Source organism: Ferriphaselus amnicola, assembly GCF_000974685.2.
Classification (GTDB): Bacteria; Pseudomonadota; Gammaproteobacteria; order Burkholderiales; family Gallionellaceae; genus Ferriphaselus; species Ferriphaselus amnicola.
This window is the reverse complement of the sequence record NZ_AP018738.1, coordinates 1,706,897-1,724,393: the sequence shown is the minus strand read 5'-3', so window position 1 is coordinate 1,724,393 and position 17,497 is coordinate 1,706,897. Positions and strand designations below refer to the sequence as shown.

12 protein-coding genes and 1 tRNA gene are annotated in these 17,497 nt (G+C 56.3%); 9 read left to right on the top strand and 4 right to left on the bottom strand.

From position 1 onward, the window contains the following. The first annotated feature begins 73 nt into the window (after positions 1–73). The 3 genes from carA to greA are packed head-to-tail and all read left to right on the top strand — an operon-like array spanning position 74 to position 4,934. Positions 74–1,198, top strand: coding sequence for a glutamine-hydrolyzing carbamoyl-phosphate synthase small subunit (gene carA, locus OYT1_RS08625; RefSeq protein WP_197714077.1), 1,125 nt, complete (start codon positions 74–76; stop codon positions 1,196–1,198). After that, positions 1,199–4,420 carry a carbamoyl-phosphate synthase large subunit gene (gene carB, locus OYT1_RS08620; protein ID WP_062625972.1) on the top strand — a complete coding sequence of 1,074 codons (3,222 nt, stop codon included), beginning with the start codon at positions 1,199–1,201 and terminating at the stop codon, positions 4,418–4,420. Positions 4,421–4,457: 37 nt separating this feature from the next. Further along, a complete protein-coding gene (gene greA / locus OYT1_RS08615; protein ID WP_062625971.1) occupies positions 4,458–4,934 on the top strand; it encodes a transcription elongation factor GreA in 477 nt (158 codons plus the stop codon). A 59-nt stretch (positions 4,935–4,993) separates the two neighbouring features. Here greA and OYT1_RS08610 read toward each other — a convergent pair whose 3' ends face one another. After that, a complete protein-coding gene (locus OYT1_RS08610) occupies positions 4,994–5,341 on the bottom strand; it encodes a YhbY family RNA-binding protein (protein WP_062625970.1) in 348 nt (115 codons plus the stop codon). Between the two features lie 35 nt (positions 5,342–5,376). Here OYT1_RS08610 and rlmE point away from each other — a divergent pair, with 35 nt between their 5' ends. The 4 genes from rlmE to glmM all read left to right on the top strand — a co-directional run bounded on the left by rlmE (position 5,377) and on the right by glmM (position 10,240). Next, on the top strand, positions 5,377–5,997 hold the full coding sequence (gene rlmE / locus OYT1_RS08605; RefSeq protein WP_062625969.1) for a 23S rRNA (uridine(2552)-2'-O)-methyltransferase RlmE: 621 nt from the start codon (positions 5,377–5,379) through the stop codon (positions 5,995–5,997). Between the two features lie 58 nt (positions 5,998–6,055). Beyond that, complete coding sequence (ftsH, locus tag OYT1_RS08600; RefSeq protein ID WP_062625968.1) at positions 6,056–7,963, top strand: ATP-dependent zinc metalloprotease FtsH; 1,908 nt, start codon at positions 6,056–6,058, stop codon at positions 7,961–7,963. Between the two features lie 82 nt (positions 7,964–8,045). Further along, a complete protein-coding gene (gene folP, locus OYT1_RS08595) occupies positions 8,046–8,864 on the top strand; it encodes a dihydropteroate synthase (RefSeq protein WP_062625967.1) in 819 nt (272 codons plus the stop codon). Between the two features lie 14 nt (positions 8,865–8,878). Beyond that, positions 8,879–10,240 (top strand): phosphoglucosamine mutase, encoded by a 1,362-nt coding sequence (gene glmM / locus OYT1_RS08590; RefSeq protein ID WP_062625966.1) that lies wholly within the window; start codon positions 8,879–8,881, stop codon positions 10,238–10,240. Between the two features lie 69 nt (positions 10,241–10,309). Here glmM and OYT1_RS08585 read toward each other — a convergent pair whose 3' ends face one another. Together OYT1_RS08585 and OYT1_RS08580 are read right to left on the bottom strand one after the other, a co-directional pair. Then, positions 10,310–11,665, bottom strand: coding sequence for a DEAD/DEAH box helicase (locus tag OYT1_RS08585; protein WP_062625965.1), 1,356 nt, complete (start codon positions 11,663–11,665; stop codon positions 10,310–10,312). 165 nt (positions 11,666–11,830) lie between these two features. Further along, a tRNA-Arg gene (locus OYT1_RS08580) sits at positions 11,831–11,905 on the bottom strand. Positions 11,906–12,145: 240 nt separating this feature from the next. Between OYT1_RS08580 and OYT1_RS08575 the strand changes: the two genes are divergently transcribed. Next, entirely contained in the window at positions 12,146–12,673 is a 528-nt protein-coding gene (locus OYT1_RS08575) for a hypothetical protein (protein WP_232013152.1), read from the top strand. A gap of 54 nt (positions 12,674–12,727) precedes the next feature. Here OYT1_RS08575 and OYT1_RS08570 read toward each other — a convergent pair whose 3' ends face one another. Then, a complete protein-coding gene (locus OYT1_RS08570) occupies positions 12,728–15,220 on the bottom strand; it encodes a sensor domain-containing protein (RefSeq protein WP_172588528.1) in 2,493 nt (830 codons plus the stop codon). A gap of 336 nt (positions 15,221–15,556) precedes the next feature. Here OYT1_RS08570 and OYT1_RS08565 point away from each other — a divergent pair, with 336 nt between their 5' ends. Next, positions 15,557–17,467, top strand: coding sequence for an ATP-binding cassette domain-containing protein (locus OYT1_RS08565; protein ID WP_062626384.1), 1,911 nt, complete (start codon positions 15,557–15,559; stop codon positions 17,465–17,467). The last annotated feature ends 30 nt before the right edge of the window (positions 17,468–17,497 follow it).

Sequence of the window (17,497 nt, the reverse complement as noted above, 5' to 3'; positions counted from 1 at the left end):
TAATCCGCACCCAGTTCAAAGCGGGATAGCCATAGGTTGGTCCCGCTTCTTTATGTCTTCTTGGGAGTCTCCGGTGCCGCAAACGAACCCTGCCATTCTTGTGCTTGCCGATGGAACGGTGTTTCGCGGTATTTCTATTGGAGCCGAGGGTAGTAGCGTCGGCGAAGTGGTGTTCAATACCTCGATCACCGGCTATCAAGAAATCCTCACCGACCCGTCTTACTGCAAGCAGATTGTCACGCTGACTTATCCGCACATTGGCAATGTCGGCACCAATGCCGAAGATGTCGAGTCTCGTCAGGTGTTCGCCAGCGGTCTGGTGATCCGCGACCTATCCATGGTGGCGAGCAATTTCCGTAGTACGCAATCCTTGTCTGATTACCTCAAGGCCAACAATGTCGTCGCCATCGCCGACATCGACACCCGCAAACTGACGCGTATCCTGCGCAGCAAGGGCGCGCAGAACGGCTGTGTCGCTACCGGCGACAACGTCGAGGCGGCACTGGCGGCGGCACGCGGTTTTGCTGGCTTGGCAGGAATGGACTTGGCGCAAGTTGTTACTGCCGATGCTCCCTACGAATGGAAGCAGCGCGAATGGGCGTTGGGTGTTGGCTATCGTGATGTGGTTGCATCCAAATTCAAGGTTGTAGCCTACGACTTCGGCGTGAAGCGCAACATTTTGCGTATGTTGGCTGAGCGCGGCTGCGACATCACCGTGGTGCCGGCTAAGACTTCCGCCGCTGACGTGCTGGCGATGAATCCAGACGGCGTTTTCCTATCCAATGGCCCCGGCGATCCCGAGCCTTGCGATTACGCGATCGAAGCGGCCAAGGTTTTCATGGATAAGAGCGTGCCGCTGTTCGGTATTTGTTTGGGGCATCAAATCATGGGCTTGGCTACAGGGGCGAAGACCGTGAAGATGAAATTCGGCCATCGTGGCGCGAACCATCCGGTGCAGGATGTGCAGACCAAACAAGTGATGATCACCAGCCAGAACCACGGTTTCGCTGTGGATGCGGCGACGCTGCCAGCCAACGCGCGTGTGACCCATATCTCGTTGTTTGATGGCACGCTGCAAGGTTTCGAGCTGACCGATAAACCCGCATTCTGCTTCCAGGGACATCCTGAAGCCAGTCCCGGTCCGCATGATGTGGATGGGTTGTTCGATCGCTTCGTGGCGATGATGGAGAAGAAGTAAATGCCGAAGCGTACAGATATTAAGAGCATTCTGATCATTGGTGCCGGCCCCATCGTCATCGGGCAGGCGTGCGAATTCGACTATTCCGGTGCGCAAGCCTGCAAGGCGCTGCGCGAAGAGGGTTATCGCGTCATTCTGGTGAACTCGAATCCGGCCACTATCATGACCGATCCGAATATGGCCGATGCGACTTACATCGAGCCGATCACTTGGCAGATCGTTGAAAAGATCATCGCCAAGGAAAAGCCGGATGCGATCCTGCCGACCATGGGCGGACAGACTGCGCTGAACTGCGCGCTGGATCTGGCAAAGCACGGCGTGCTGGAAAAATACAACGTCGAAATGATCGGCGCGTCGCGCGACGCCATCGATATGGCGGAAGACCGCGAGAAGTTCAAGCAGGCGATGACGCGTATCGGGCTGGCTTCGGCGCGTTCGGCGATCGCGCACAGCATGGAAGAGGCGCTGCAAGTGCAGCAGGTGATGGGATTTCCGACCATCATCCGTCCGTCGTTTACCATGGGCGGCAGCGGCGGTGGCATCGCTTACAACCGTGAAGAATTCATGGAGATCTGTGAACGCGGGCTGGAGGCTTCGCCGACCAAGGAATTGTTGATCGAAGAGTCGCTGCTTGGTTGGAAAGAGTATGAGATGGAAGTCGTGCGCGACCGCAACGACAACTGCATCATCATCTGCTCTATCGAAAATCTGGATCCGATGGGCGTGCACACTGGAGATTCCATTACCGTGGCACCAGCGCAGACGCTGACCGACAAGGAATATCAGATCCTGCGCGATGCATCGCTGGCCGTGCTGCGTGAGATCGGCGTGGAAACGGGCGGCTCCAACGTGCAGTTCTCCATCAACCCGGACGACGGGCGCATGGTGGTGATCGAGATGAATCCGCGCGTATCGCGTTCCTCGGCACTGGCATCCAAAGCCACGGGGTTCCCCATCGCCAAGATCGCTGCCAAGCTGGCTGTAGGTTTTACGCTGGACGAGCTGAAGAACGACATCACCGGCGGCGCGACCCCGGCTTCGTTCGAGCCGACCATCGATTACGTCGTCACAAAAATTCCAAGATTTGCCTTTGAGAAATTCCCGCAAGCCAATGATAGGCTGACTACGCAAATGAAGTCGGTAGGCGAGGTGATGGCCATCGGTCGTACCTTCCAAGAGTCGTTCCAGAAAGCTTTGCGCGGTCTAGAAGTTGGTGTGGATGGGCTGGACGAAAAATATAGCGACCTCGATGCGATCACTGCCGAATTGCGCAACCCCGGGCCAGAGCGTATCTGGGCGGTGAGCGATGCGTTCCGCTTTGGTTTGAGCGTGGACGAAGTGTTCGCGCACAGCAAAATCGATCCGTGGTTCTTGGTCCAAATTGAAGACCTCATCAAGCGCGAGGCCGCGCTGGTAGGCCGCACGCTGGAAAGTCTGAACTTTGCCGAGCTGCGCGCATTGAAGCGTGTTGGTTTCGCAGATCGTCGCTTGGCCAAGTTGCTGGGCATCGAGGCAGGCGAAGTGCGTGCGCACCGCGTGGCACTGGGCGTGCGCCCAGTGTTCAAGCGAGTTGATACCTGCGCGGCAGAGTTCTCCACGAATACGGCTTACATGTACTCGACCTACGAGGAAGAGTGCGAGTCGCAGCCGACCAACAACAAAAAGATCATGGTGTTGGGCGGTGGTCCGAATCGCATCGGGCAGGGTATCGAGTTCGATTATTGCTGCGTTCATGCCGCGCTGGCGATGCGCGAGGACGGCTACGAGACCATCATGGTCAACTGCAATCCTGAGACTGTATCCACCGACTACGACACCTCTGACCGCTTGTACTTCGAGCCACTGACACTGGAAGACGTGCTCGAAGTAGTCGATGTCGAGCAGCCCATCGGCGTGATCGTACAGTACGGGGGGCAAACTCCGCTGAAGCTGGCGCACGGCCTGCATGCAGCGGGCGTGCCCATCATCGGCACTACGCCGGACATGATCGACATGGCGGAAGACCGCGCGCGCTTCCAAGCGATGTTGCGTGAGCTGGATCTGAAGCAGCCGCCTAATCGCACGGCCAGTACCGTCGCCGAAGCCATCGCTGGCGCGGCTGACATCGGCTATCCGCTGGTGATGCGGCCTTCTAATGTGCTGGGCGGGCGTGCGATGGAGATCATCCACGCGCAGCCTGACCTCGAACGCTATATGCGCGACGCCGAGGAAATGTCCAAGACTTATCCTGAACGCCTGCCCATTCTGCTGGATCGCTTCCTCAACGACGCGATCGAAGTGGATGTGGATGCGGTGTCTGACGGTCAGCAAGTCATCATCGGCGGCATCATGGAGCACATCGAGCAGGCGGGCGTGCATTCGGGTGACTCAGCGTGTTCGTTGCCGCCGTACTCCTTGTCCGTTGCGATGCAAGACGAACTTCGCCGCCAGACCAAGGCGATGGCGAAGTCGCTCAATGTGGTCGGTCTGATGAATGTGCAGTTCGCCATTCAGGGTGAAACCGTCTATGTGTTGGAAGTGAATCCCCGCGCCTCACGCACTGTGCCTTATGTCTCCAAGGCGACCGGCGTGCCGCTGGCCAAGATCGCCGCGCGCTGCATGGCGGGGCAGACGCTGGCGTCGCAGGGCGTGACTAAAGAGATCATCCCGCCGTATTTCTCGGTGAAGGAGGCGGTGTTCCCCTTCATCAAGTTCCCCGGCGTGGACGTGATCCTCGGCCCAGAAATGAAATCCACCGGCGAAGTGATGGGCGTGGGCGAGACGTTTGCCGAAGCTTTCGTCAAATCGCAACTGGCCGCCAGCGTGAAGCTGCCGTCCTCCGGCAAGGCATTTATCAGCGTGCGCGAGGCAGACAAGCCCGGCGTGGTTGAGGTAGCCCGTTCTTTGGCAGACTTGGGGTTCACGGTGTTGGCGACACGCGGTACGGCGGCGGTAATCACCAAGGCGGGAGTGCCCGTGACTGTGGTGAACAAGGTCGCCGAAGGTCGTCCGCATATCGTCGATATGATCAAGAATGGCGAAGTCAGCTTCATCGTAAATACCGTGGACACCAAACCCTCGGCGATGCGTGACTCGTATTCCATCCGCCACGCTGCGCTGCAAGGTCGCGTGACTTATTACACTACCCTTGCTGGCGCTCGCGCCGCATGTATCGGGATGCAACATCTGACAGACCTCAACGTCTATGATGTGCAGACCCTGCACACCCGTCTAGTCGGCTGACTGGGCGGGTCTTTAATCGAATCTGTAAGGAAGTAGTATGAGCAAGGTTCCATTGACCGTGGTTGGCGCGGAGATGTTGCGTCAAGAGCTGCACAACCTAAAGACGGTAGAACGTCCTTCGGTTATCAACGCCATTTCCGAGGCGCGCGCCCAAGGTGATCTTTCGGAGAACGCAGAATACGATGCAGCCAAGGAGCGGCAAGGTTTTGTCGAGGGGCGGATTCAGGAGCTTGAGTTCAAACTTGGCAGTGCGCAAGTTATCGATCCTAAGACCATCAATGCCGAGGGGCGTGTCGTGTTCGCGGCAACCGTGGTTTTGGAAGACACTAAAAGCGGCGACGAAGTGACTTACCAGATCGTGGGTGACGACGAGGCTGACATCAAGAAGCGCAAGATTTCGATCAGTTCACCGATCGCACGCGCGCTGATCGGCAAGTACGCCGGCGACATCGCCGAAGTGCAAGCGCCAGGCGGCGTGCGCGAGTATGAGGTCGTGGAAGTTCAATACATTTAGTTGGAGCAAGCGTCAAGAATCAAGGGACTTGCTCCCTGTAACTTGCTCCTTGCTGTGTTCTAGCGATTTGCCAGCTGCTTTTTGGTCAGTGGCTTCTTGTCGCGGCGGGGAGCCTTCTTGATCGGCATGGTGGCATCAAGGTTGGGTTTGTAGATCACCAGCATTTTGCCGATCTGCTGCACCGGAGCCGCATCCAGCTGTTCGCAGATTTGTTCCATGATGGCACCCCGTACAGTGCGGTCGTCACCCATGACGCGAACCTTGATCAGTTCATGGCTTTTCAGGGCAGCGGCAGTTTCAGCTAATACTGCTTCGGACAAACCGGCGTTGCCAATGAGAATGACGGGATTGAGCGCATGGGCGCGGGCTTTGAGTTCGAGACGTTGTGCAACGGAAAGACTTAGCATTGAGGAGACTCCTGAAGGGAGTCGCATTCTAAACGATGAAGCGTTCCAAAACCAGCAAGCAGTGGATGTCCGAGCACGTTAACGACCCTTTTGTGCAACTTGCGCAGAAAGAGGGCTATCGTTCGCGTGCTGCATACAAGTTATTGGAGATCGACGAGAAGGATAAGCTCCTCAAGTCTGGCATGGTGGTGGTCGATCTGGGCGCGACGCCCGGAGGTTGGTCGCAGATCGCGGCTCGTAAGGTGGGCGACTCCGGAAAAGTGATCGCACTAGATCTGCTGCCTTTGCATCCCATACATGGTGTCGAATTCATTCAGGGCGATTTTCGCGAGGATGATGTGCTTGCACAGCTGGAAAAATCACTCGGCGGCAAGCAGATCGGCCTTGTAATTTCTGATATGGCACCCAACATCAGCGGCGTGGGCGTGGCCGATCAGGCGCGTGCCATGTATTTATGTGAGTTAGCTCTGGATTTTGCAGTGCAGCATTTGAGACCCGAGGGTAGTTTCCTCATCAAAGTGTTCCAAGGCGCAGGATTTGAGGAGTATTTGAAATTGATGCGTGGCCACTTTTCCAAAGTTGTGTCACGCAAACCTAAAGCCTCGCGCGACCGCAGCAGTGAAGTGTATCTGCTGGGCACGGGAAAACTTGAGTAATCGGACTAGTCGTAGTCTAATGAGCGCCCGGCACAATGTTGGCCGGTAAGGAGCAAACTTGAACAATCTCTTCAAAAGTATCGGTATCTGGATGGTCGTCGCCTTGGTGCTGATGACCGTTTTCAACCAGTTCAATGCGCGTCAGCAATCGTCGGCTCAGGGGCCGATGGATTATTCTGAGTTCATGAAAGAGGTCAATCAAGGCCATATTGCCAAGGTGACCATCGAAGGCCGTACGCTCAAGGCGGTGACTAGTGATGGCAAGCGCCTGACTAGCTATGCTCCGACGGACCTGTGGATGGTGTCGGATCTGCTTAAGAACGGGGTCAAGATCGAAGCCAAGCCCGAGGAAGAGCAATCTTTCCTGATGAGTCTGTTCGTATCTTGGTTCCCTATGCTGTTGCTGATCGGCGTGTGGATCTTCTTCATGCGTCAGATGCAGGGTGGCGGCAAAGGCGGAGCTTTCTCGTTCGGCAAGTCGCGTGCGCGCATGCTCGACGAAGCCAAGGAGCGAGTGACTTTCGCTGATGTGGCGGGGTGTGACGAAGCCAAGGAAGAAGTCTCTGAGTTGGTCGATTTTCTGCGTGATCCGACAAAATTCCAAAACCTAGGCGGACGCATTCCGCGTGGCGTGTTGATGGTGGGCAGCCCCGGTACCGGTAAAACTTTGCTGGCGAAGGCCATCGCAGGCGAAGCCAAAGTGCCATTTTTCTCAATCTCCGGTTCTGATTTCGTCGAGATGTTCGTCGGCGTCGGTGCAGCCCGCGTGCGCGACATGTTCGAGCAGGCCAAGAAACAATCGCCTTGCATCATTTTCATCGACGAGATCGACGCTGTTGGTCGTCAGCGCGGTGCAGGTTTAGGGGGCGGCAATGACGAGCGCGAGCAAACGCTGAACGCCTTGCTGGTGGAGATGGACGGTTTTGAAGGTGCCAGCGGCGTGATTGTGATTGCAGCCACCAATCGCCCCGATGTGCTGGATGCGGCCTTGCTGCGCCCCGGTCGTTTTGACCGTCAAGTGGTCGTGCCGCTGCCCGACATCCGCGGGCGCGAGCAGATTCTGATGGTGCATATGCGTAAAGTGCCGTGTGCGCCTGACGTGAATGCCAATGTCTTGGCGCGCGGTACGCCCGGCATGTCGGGTGCCGACTTGGCAAATCTGGTGAATGAGGCCGCGCTGTTTGCGGCGCGGCGCACCAAACGCTTTGTCGAGATGGATGATTTTGAGGCTGCCAAAGACAAGATATTCATGGGGGCAGAGCGCCGCTCGATGGTGATGCCGGAAGAGGAGCGCCGCAATACGGCCTATCACGAATCCGGTCATGCGGTGGTGGCCAAACTCTTGCCTAAGACTGATCCGGTACACAAGGTTACGATCATTCCTCGTGGTCGTGCTTTGGGCTTGACCATGCAGTTGCCATCGGAAGATCGCTACAGCATGGATAAGGATCGCATCCTTTCCACCATCGCGGTGTTGTTCGGTGGGCGTATCGCTGAAGAGATATTTATGAACCAGATGACGACGGGCGCTTCCAACGATTTCGAGCGAGCAACCGACATGGCGCGCAAGATGGTCACGCAATGGGGGATGTCCGAAGCCTTGGGTACCATGGTTTATGCTGAGAACGACGGCGAGGTGTTCCTTGGTCGTTCGGTCACTACGCACAAGAATATCTCTGAAACCACTATGCAAAAGGTAGATGCAGAGATACGTCGCATCATCGACCAGCAATATGCACTGGCTCGCAGCCTGATCGAGGCGAATCGAGACAAGATGGAAGCGATGACTAAGGCGCTGCTGGAATGGGAAACCATTGATGCCGAGCAGATCAACGACATCATGGCTGGCGAGGCTCCACGTCCGCCTAAACCATCTCAGTCGGCGGCGGCCAATTCACAACCGCCGAAAGACACGCCTCCCGCTGCTCCAGCAGCGACTCCGACAGCTCCGGCTCAGGAAACCTGATCCAGTTTGAGTGCTGAGTATCGAGTGTAGAAATACACCTCGCACTCAGCACTCAGCACTCAGCACTCAGCACTCAGCACTCATGCCTTTGCATTGCGGCCAATTCCAACTTGACCTGTCTCGCCCTTTAGTTATGGGCATCGTCAATGTCACGCCTGATTCGTTTTCAGATGGCGGGCGTGGCGCGGATGCTGCATTGAATCATGCACTGCAACTGCTGGATGAGGGTGCTGACATTCTCGATGTCGGTGGTGAGTCCACTCGTCCCGGTGCCGCCAGCGTCAGTGAGCAGGAGGAGCTTGATCGTGTTTTGCCAGTGCTGGAGGGTTTGCGCGGAGCTCCAGTGCCGCTTTCCATTGATACCAGTAAACCTGCGGTAATGCGGGCAGCACTGGCGGCGGGCGCCAGTATGGTCAACGATGTGAACGCATTTCAAGCGGATGGCGCATTTGAGGCGGTGGTCGCGAGTGATGCGGCTCTGTGCATGCTGCATCGTCAGGGCGATGCCCAGACTATGCAGCAACAGCCGGTTTACGAGGATGTGGTGGCAGAGGTGATGGCATTTCTGCATGGCCGAATCAAGGTTGCGAAACAATTTGGAATTTCTCCAGGACGTATCGTAGCGGATCCTGGATTCGGTTTTGGTAAGACGCTGGAACATAATCTGACCCTGTTGAGGGAGCTTGATACTTTCTCTTGTCTTGGTGTCCCTGTGCTGGCAGGGCTGTCGCGCAAATCCATGATAGGCGTACTCACAGGTAGGGGGGTGGATCAACGTGTGTTCGGTAGTGTGGCCGCAGCGCTGCTTGCGGTTGAGCATGGTGCTCAAATTGTGCGTGTCCATGATGTGAGTGGGACGGTAGATGCACTAAAAGTCTGGCATGCGCTTAGGTATCAGTAGATTTCGAGGGAAGTATGAGTAGAAAATATTTTGGCACGGATGGCGTGCGTGGCAAGGTGGGCGACTTTCCGATCACGCCTGAGTTTGTGATGCGATTAGGTTACGCGGCTGGCAAGGTATTGGGGGAGGCAGACTGGCACTTGAGCAAGGGCGAACGTCCCGCTGTTTTGATCGGCAAAGACACACGTATCTCCGGCTACATGCTGGAGTCGGCACTGCAAGCGGGCTTGATCGCAGCAGGTGTCGATGTCTATCTGGCCGGGCCGGTGCCGACACCCGCCGTGGCCTACCTGACCCGCACTTTGCGCCTGCAAGCGGGCATCGTCATTTCCGCTTCGCACAATCCATTCGACGACAACGGCATCAAGTTCTTTTCTGGTCAGGGTACCAAACTGCCCGATGCGGTAGAGCTGGCGATCGAAGCCGAGCTGGACAATCCGATGCAGACCAAGCATTCCGATGGATTGGGTAAAGCTAAGCGCATCGAAGATGCGGCGGGTCGTTATATCGAGTTCTGCAAGAGTACTTTTCCCAACGACCTAGATCTGCGCGGCCTGAAGATCGTGGTGGATTGTGCCCATGGTGCGGCGTATCACATCGCGCGTCATGTGCTGCATGAGCTAGGCGCGGATGTCGTTGCTATCGGTGTGCAGCCAGATGGCAAGAACATCAATGCGGGTGTCGGAGCAACTGCCCCGGCGGCCTTGTGTAAAACCGTGGTAGAGCAGGGTGCCGACCTCGGTATTGCCTTGGATGGCGACGGTGATCGGCTAGTGATGGCCGATGCTACGGGCACTTTGTATGACGGCGACCAATTACTCTATATCATCGCGCGCCACCGCCAAGTGCAAGGACAACTCAAGGGCGGTGCTGTCGGCACGCTGATGACTAATCTGGCGCTCGAATTGGCGCTCAAAGAGATGGATGTGCCATTCGCCCGCGCCAAGGTCGGCGACCGCTACGTGATGGAGCAGTTGCTGGAACGCGGCTGGCAGATCGGCGGCGAAAATTCTGGCCACATCATTTGTCTGGACAAGCACTCCACGGGTGATGGCATCGTTTCAGCCTTGCAAGTGTTGCACGCGCTACGCGCCAGTGGCGAGTCGCTGGCGCAGGCCGGAGCGGCGCTGACTTTGTATCCTCAAGTGTTGGTGAATGTGCGTGTCGCAAAGAAGCTGGATTTCTCTGCCAACGACCGAGTTAAGGCGAAAGTGGTTGAAGCTGAAGCCGCTTTGGCTGGGCGTGGCCGTGTATTGTTGCGCCCATCGGGTACTGAGCCGTTGTTGCGTGTGATGGTCGAGGGTGAAGATGGCACGTTGGTCAAACACTGGGCCGAGACGATTGCACATGTGGTTCGAGAAGTTGCGGCTGAGTAAGGTATCGTCGGAATTACTGTGAAAAAACAGCCCGCACTGCGGGCTGTTTTAGTTTTTGGAGTCTCGCAATCAACTGCTCCGTCGAAACAGCGCGGGAATCTGAGCTTTCGGTTTGTTGCTTGGTTCTTCTGCTTGCTTGACCGGTGCCGACACGCTGATGCTGGGCTCATATGGCTTGTCGAACCACGCGTCATGGCTGGGCTTCTTGTGGGTTGGAGCGTGGTACTCGCGATGGTGTTCAGGCTGCTCGCTACGCGCAGGGCGGGCGACTCGTACTGGTTGAGCTGGGACGAAACGCTCCTTGTCGATCTCTTTCTTGATGAGCTTTTCGATATCCGCCAAATACTTTTCTTCCTCTGGCGAGACCAGAGAAATCGCCTTGCCTAATGCTCCAGCGCGACCCGTGCGGCCAATGCGATGCACGTAATCTTCGGCGGCGTGCGGAATCTCGTAGTTGATGACCATCGGCAGGCTGTCAATGTCCAGCCCGCGTGCGGCGACATCGGTGGCGATCAGCACGCTGACTTTTCCTGCCTTGAATGCGTCCAGTACCTGAATCCGCTCAGACTGGCTTTTGTCGCCGTGAATGGCATCGGCAGCCAAGCCGTCGCGTTGCAACTGGCGTGCCAAGCGGCTGGCGGTAAGTTTGGTCTTGGTGAACACAATCACTTGAGTCGCGTCACTACCTTGCAGCAGTTGAGTGAGTTGGGCGTGTTTGTCACTAGACTCGACCAGAAACACCTTTTGTGTGATGTTGTCATTCGACGCGTTGCTACGCGCGACTTCGATCAGCGTCGGGTAGATCAAGAAGTCTTGAGAGAGCTTTTTGATTTCATCCGAGAAAGTGGCAGAGAACATCAGGCTTTGCCGAGTTCTGGGAAGTAGGGCGAGGATGCGTTTCAGGTCGGGCATGAAGCCCATATCCAGCATGCGGTCAGCCTCATCCAGAACTAGCATCTGAACCTGATTCAATTGCACGGATTTCTGCTCAAGGTGATCCAGCAAGCGCCCCGGTGTGGCAACTAGCACTTCGACCCCACTTTTTAAATGGGGTGTCTGAGTTTTGATGTCCACCCCACCGAATACGACCAGCGAGCGTAGTTTCGTATGCTTTGCGTAGGCCTTGACGCTTTCTTCCACCTGGATCGCTAATTCGCGCGTAGGTACCAGAATCAAGGCTCGTACTGGGTGACGTGCCGGCGAGGTGCTGGAACTAGCATGAGGCAATAGCTTTTGCAGCATGGGTAAGGCGAACGCCGCCGTTTTTCCTGTGCCAGTCTGCGCTCCCGCCATCAGATCGTTATTCTCCAGCACCAGAGGAATGGCTTGCGCCTGAATGGGGGTCGGCGTGGTGTAGCCAGATTCGGTCAATGCCCGAAGGAGCTCTGGCGCGAGTTTCAGATCAGCGAAACTGATGGTGTTCAATGTGGTGGTCTCTATATGAAAGGTCGATGGAACGGAAAATCCAATGTGTTACGCTACGGTCGCCGATGCGCGCAAGGCAGCTCTGATAATATCCAACTCTCGCGTCGTTTTGACGAGCTGCATGACAAAACGAGTTCCGGTCTAATTCACTTACTTTTCTATTGCTGGCGTCCTCGAGTGGAATCGAACCACTAATTGACCCTTAGGAGGGGCCGGTTATATCCATTTAACTACGAGGACGGCGGGGCGCATTTTAGCGGAAAACGTCTTGCCATATGGCTAAAGCCACGCAGAATATGGAAAATAGATAATTAGCGGATACCCCCGAGCCACGGCAGACCGCGTTCCTTTGCATCAGTCTTGAGGAGGCGCGCTGCCTTTGAGCTCTATGTGGGCGCACGCGCATGAGCGTGGCACGGCGTTCCACTGGTATCATCGCTCAGACGCCTGAGTGCTATTTTCGCGGTTGTTTGCGTGCGTATGGATGCGTTCCTTAGGCGAAGCGAACAAAAGATCGCATCGGTTGATGCGATTAAATTGAACAAATTAAGGGGTGGTATGCGTTTTTCCAATATAAATGTGTTTGTGGCGTGGTTCCTGATCCCTGAAACTTTGATTATGGGATGGCTAGCTGCGATTGGGCGCGTGGTATTGGAGTTGTGCGGTTTGGCGACGACGGAGGAGGGCGTTCCTGGTCGTCTTGTGGGGGCGATCCTCTTGTTTGCAGCGATCTTTTTCGTAAATAAAGTGCGTGGCTCTTTGCCGCCTGAAGGCAATCCTCAAGTCAGCAGTTACAAGTTTGGTCATAAGCTGGTCTTGCTAGGTAATCTGTTAGCCATCGGTTTGTTTTTGTTCCCATTTACCTATCAACTGGTCGAAAGCAAATTACAGTTGATGCTCATCTCCAAGTTCACCATCGCATTTGGCTATTTGGCCGTCGGATGTTGGGCAATCGGATTCTCAATCCTGTACCAGTCGTCGCAACCGGCGCGCACCACAGCTGACTAGCTATGAGTGATAGTCGGAGTCAGTGGTTGAGAGAGACGCTGACTCGACGCAACTTCAGCTAACTAGATTGAGTCCGCGCAGCTTCCAGTCATCCAGCCAAGTCTGCATGGGAACAGGCAGGCCGTATAGATAACCTTGATGGATCACGTCGCCTCGTGCATTCAGAAAGTCTGCTTGTTCGTGTGTCTCGCCCCCTTCGGCGACTACCTTAAGGTGCAGATGGCTGGCCACAGCCAGTATGGTTTCCACCAGAGCGGCATCGTTCGGGTCGGACGGTGCATCTTGCACAAAAGTCTTGTCTATCTTCAACTCGTGCAGCGGCAGGCGCTTCAGATACGCTAAAGACGAATAGCCCGTACCAAAGTCGTCCATTGAAAAATGGATGCCGAGTGCGGTCAGCTCGGTCATTTTGGTGACGACCTCGCTTAGATTGTCGATCACCATACCTTCGGTGATTTCCAGTGTGAGGCGCGCGGGATCTACGCCTATGTTGCATAACACCTGTTTGATCCATTCAACAAAGTTGGGCTGGCGGAAATGGCGCGGGCTGATGTTGACCGAGATGCGTATCGGGCAACAGGCGATTTCCGAGCGAGCCAGCATCTGGCAGATTTTAGTGAGCACCCATTCGCCGATCTCTACGATCAGATCTGACTCTTCCGCGATGGGGATGAAGGTTCCCGGCGGCAGCAGTCCGCGCGAAGGATGTTGCCAGCGTATCAGCGCTTCGGCTCCGACCGTGAGGCCATTGGCATGCACCTGTGGTTGCAGGTAGATACGTAGTTCGTCTGCCTTGATGGCGCGACGCAACTCCTGCTCGATATCGAAGCGCTGCCGAGCGATCGCTTCCAGACTTTCGTCGAAGAATGTGATTTGAGCCGTCCCTTTGGTCTTGGCGGAATGCAGGGCGGTATCGCAGCGGCGTAAGATGTCCGGTGCAGTATCCCCAGCATTTGCCGGGAACAGTGCGACACCAAGGCAGGCGGTGAGTACGAAAGCTTGCTCGTTCAACTGGAAAGGCTCACGTAACTTTGCCTGTATCTTCTCCGATATGAGCAGCGCCTGATGAGCCGCATCGCTCGCTTGCGGCGATAAGTTAGCCAGCAGAATGGCAAACTCGTCGCCAGAAAGGCGGGCCACCATATCTCCCTTACGCAAGATGCGGGAGAGGCGATCACCCGTTGCTTCGAGTATTTCATCGCCTAAGACTGGCCCGCTAGCATCGTTCAGATTCTTGAATCGGTCGAGGTTGAAAAGCAACAGTCCGCTCAAATGATGTTCGCGCTGGCTGGATGTCAGTGTTTGGGTCAAGCGTTCCATCAGCAACGTCCGATTAGGCAGATGGGTGAGCGAGTCGTAGAAAGCGAGCCGATAGATTTCTGCTTCGGCGCGTTTCTTCTCGGTGATGTCCTGTTGCACTGAAACGTAGTGAGTGATGCGTCCGTCGGCTTGGCGGATCGGGCTGATGATGGCGTGGTCGATGTACTCGTTGCCATTCCGCCGCTGATTAAATAGCTCACCTTCCCAAGTATGGCCGGCGGTGAGCGCACGCCAGAGTGCGATGAAGGTGTCTGGTGGGGTCCTGCCAGAATGCAGCAGTCGTGGATTTTTGCCGATGACGTCTTCTAGGCGGTAGCCGGTATTGTTGGTGAATGCTTGATTAACGTATTCAATATTGGCATCGAGATCGGTGATGATGATGCTTTCTGGGCTTTGCTCGACCGCTAGTGAGAGTTTGACTAATTGGTCTTCGGCTTTCTTTCGCTCGGTGATGTTCTCGGTCACGATGACCACTTCGCCGCGTGCAGGCGAATAGATCATGAAGGAGAACCAGCGGTCGAGCTCGGCCAGATAATGCTCCCAGCGCTCGGGGATGCCCGTGCTAGCCACGCGCCCGAAGGTTTCGAGCGACTCTGGGTTTTGTTCGCAGTAGCCGGGGATGACCTCGCTGATACGACGTCCGACTACCGGCTCGGTGATGCCGGTGACGGCGACAAACGCCGGATTGGTCGAGAGGTATTCTATGTCGATGGGGCGTTCGCCGACGAAGATGATGCGGGCGTGGACGATGCTGTTGAGCATGTTGTCGAACAACGAGCGGTAGGCCGCTTCGCTCTCGCGTAGGGCATTTTCGATTTGCTTACGCTCGGTAATGTCACGGGCGATGCCGAATACGCCGCAGGTTTTTCCGTCGGCATCCTGCAACGGGCCTTGGGTGGTGAGAAAAACGCGCGTTCCATGCGCCGTGCTCAACGTGTGTTCGTAGGTATAGGCCTTGTTTTCAATCATGATGCGCCGATCATCGGCCATCACCAGTGCGGCATTCTCCGGCGGGAAGATCGCGGAGTCAGTCTTATCTAATACTTCTAGTGCCGGTTTTCCTACAACGAGTTCTGCGGCTTTGTTGAACAGTACATATCGCCCGTGAATATCTTTGGCGAAAATGGCATCGGTCGAGCTATTTGCGATGGTGTCGAGCAGATGCAGTGCGCGTAGTTTTTCTTGTTGCAGATTCTGCTCCCGTTCGGCGGCCTGTTTGAACTGCATGCTTGCGCGATGCAATAGTGCATACAGTAACATCGAGGTGATCAAGACAAAGAGTAAGCCTTTGAGGATACTGAACTGGCTTAGCTGTTCCGAGGGGATGTCCAGCCAAGCAAGCAAAACATCGGACGTGATTATTCACAGCGAGGAAAATCCGGCATAGATCCAAACTAGGTGCTGGAACTGGGGCGTTACCGGCAGTTTGTCATGGGCATCGTTCATCGCGCTATCGTGTATCCATTCAGACAGGAATCAGCAGGAAAATGGCTGCGGCTGGTATTATGCGCGCCTTCCAAATTTCGTGGTGAGCGCTATGCGCCGCTCACCGGTACACTCGATATGCCATTCATTACTCTAGACAAAGCCTCACTCGCCTTCGGTCACGTCGATCTGCTGGCCAAGACTGATTTTCAGCTCGACGAGGGCGAGCGCGTCGGCCTGATCGGGCGTAACGGCGGCGGTAAATCTAGCCTGCTCAAGGTGCTGGCGGGCGAGGCGCATCTGGATGACGGCACGCTGTGGCGCGCGCCGACGGCGCGCATCTGTTATGTCAGTCAGGAGCCGCCGCTCAATGCCGATGCCAGTGTGTACGACGAAGTGGCGCGGGGCTTGGGGCAGTTGCAGCAGTTGCTGATCGACTACCATCATATCTCGCACCAGCTGGCCGAGCCGGATGCCGACTACGACACTTTGCTCGAAGCCATGCAGCCCTTGCAGACCGCGCTCGAAGCGCAGAACGGCTGGGCGGTGCAGGCGCGCATCGAGACTGCCATCCAGCGGCTGGAGCTGAACCCGGACGCGCGCGTCGGCGACCTGTCCGGCGGCGTGCGCAAGCGCGTGGCGCTGGCGCAGGCGCTCGTGGCCGAACCGGACGTGCTGATCCTAGACGAGCCGACCAACCATCTGGATTTCGCTTCCATCGAGTGGCTGGAAGGTCTACTGAAGAGCTTTCAGGGCGCGGTGCTGTTGGTGACCCATGATCGGCGCTTCCTCGACAACGTCGCCACCCGCATTGTCGAACTGGATCGCGGCAAGCTGTCCTCGTTCCCCGGCAATTTCGATGCCTATCAGAAGATCAAGGAGCGGATGTTGGCCGATGAAGCGGTGGTCAACGCAAAGTTCGATAAAGTCCTGGCGCAGGAAGAGATATGGATCCGTCAGGGCGTGAAGGCGCGCCGCACCCGCAACGAAGGCCGCGTGCTGCGGCTGGAGCAATTGCGCCGCGACCGCGCCGAGCGCCGCGAGAAGGTCGGCAAGGTGGAGATGAATCTGGAGGCAGGCGAACGCTCCGGTAAGCTGGTGGCCGAATTGGAAGGGGTCAGCAAGACCTTCGCCGGACGCAAGGTTATCGCCGATTTCTCCTGCCGCATCCAGCGCGGCGACAAGATCGGCCTGCTCGGCCCCAACGGCGCGGGCAAGAGCACGCTGCTCAAGATCATTTTGGGCGAGATGGCGCCAGACAGCGGTACGGTCAAGCTCGGCACCAAGATCAGTGTGGCCTATTTCGACCAGTTGCGCGCCCAGCTCAACGACGAAGCCAGCCTGATCGACACCATCAGCCAAGGCTCTGATTTCATCGAGATCGGCGGGGTGCGCAAGCACGTCATCAGCTATCTGGGTGATTTCCTGTTTGCGCCTGAGCGCGCACGTTCGCCGGTGAAATCTTTGAGCGGCGGCGAGCGCAACCGGCTGCTGCTGGCGCGTTTGTTCACCCGTCCCGCCAACGTGCTGGTGCTGGATGAGCCCACCAATGACTTGGACATCGAGACGCTGGAACTGCTGGAAGAGCTGCTGGCGCAATACGATGGCACACTGTTCCTAGTCAGCCACGACCGCGCCTTCCTCGACAACGTGGTGACGCAGGTGATCGCCCTCGAGGGCGACGGCAAGCTGAAGGAGTATGTGGGGGGATTTGAGGACTGGGTTCGAGTGAAGAAGTATGAGGCAGCACAGCTCATGCCAGCTAAGGCAGTACCTGCTGCCAAGCCTGTCACACCACCATCTGTAAAGGCTGCACCCTCTGGTAAGCTTGGATTCAAAGAACAGCGTGAACTTGAAGAGCTGCCAGCGAAAATCGAGGCTATGGAAAAGGAGCAAGAGGAGCTGGCGGTGACTCTGGGTAACGGCGCTTTGTTTCGTGATAACCCAGCACATGCCCGCCAGTTGCAAGAGCGCGTCACAAAGATCGAAGAGGAGCTGTTGGTCTTGATGGGGCGATGGGAGCAGCTGGAGGCTAAGACCTCTGCCTGATGAGTGGGGGCGATTGAAAATCTAATGATG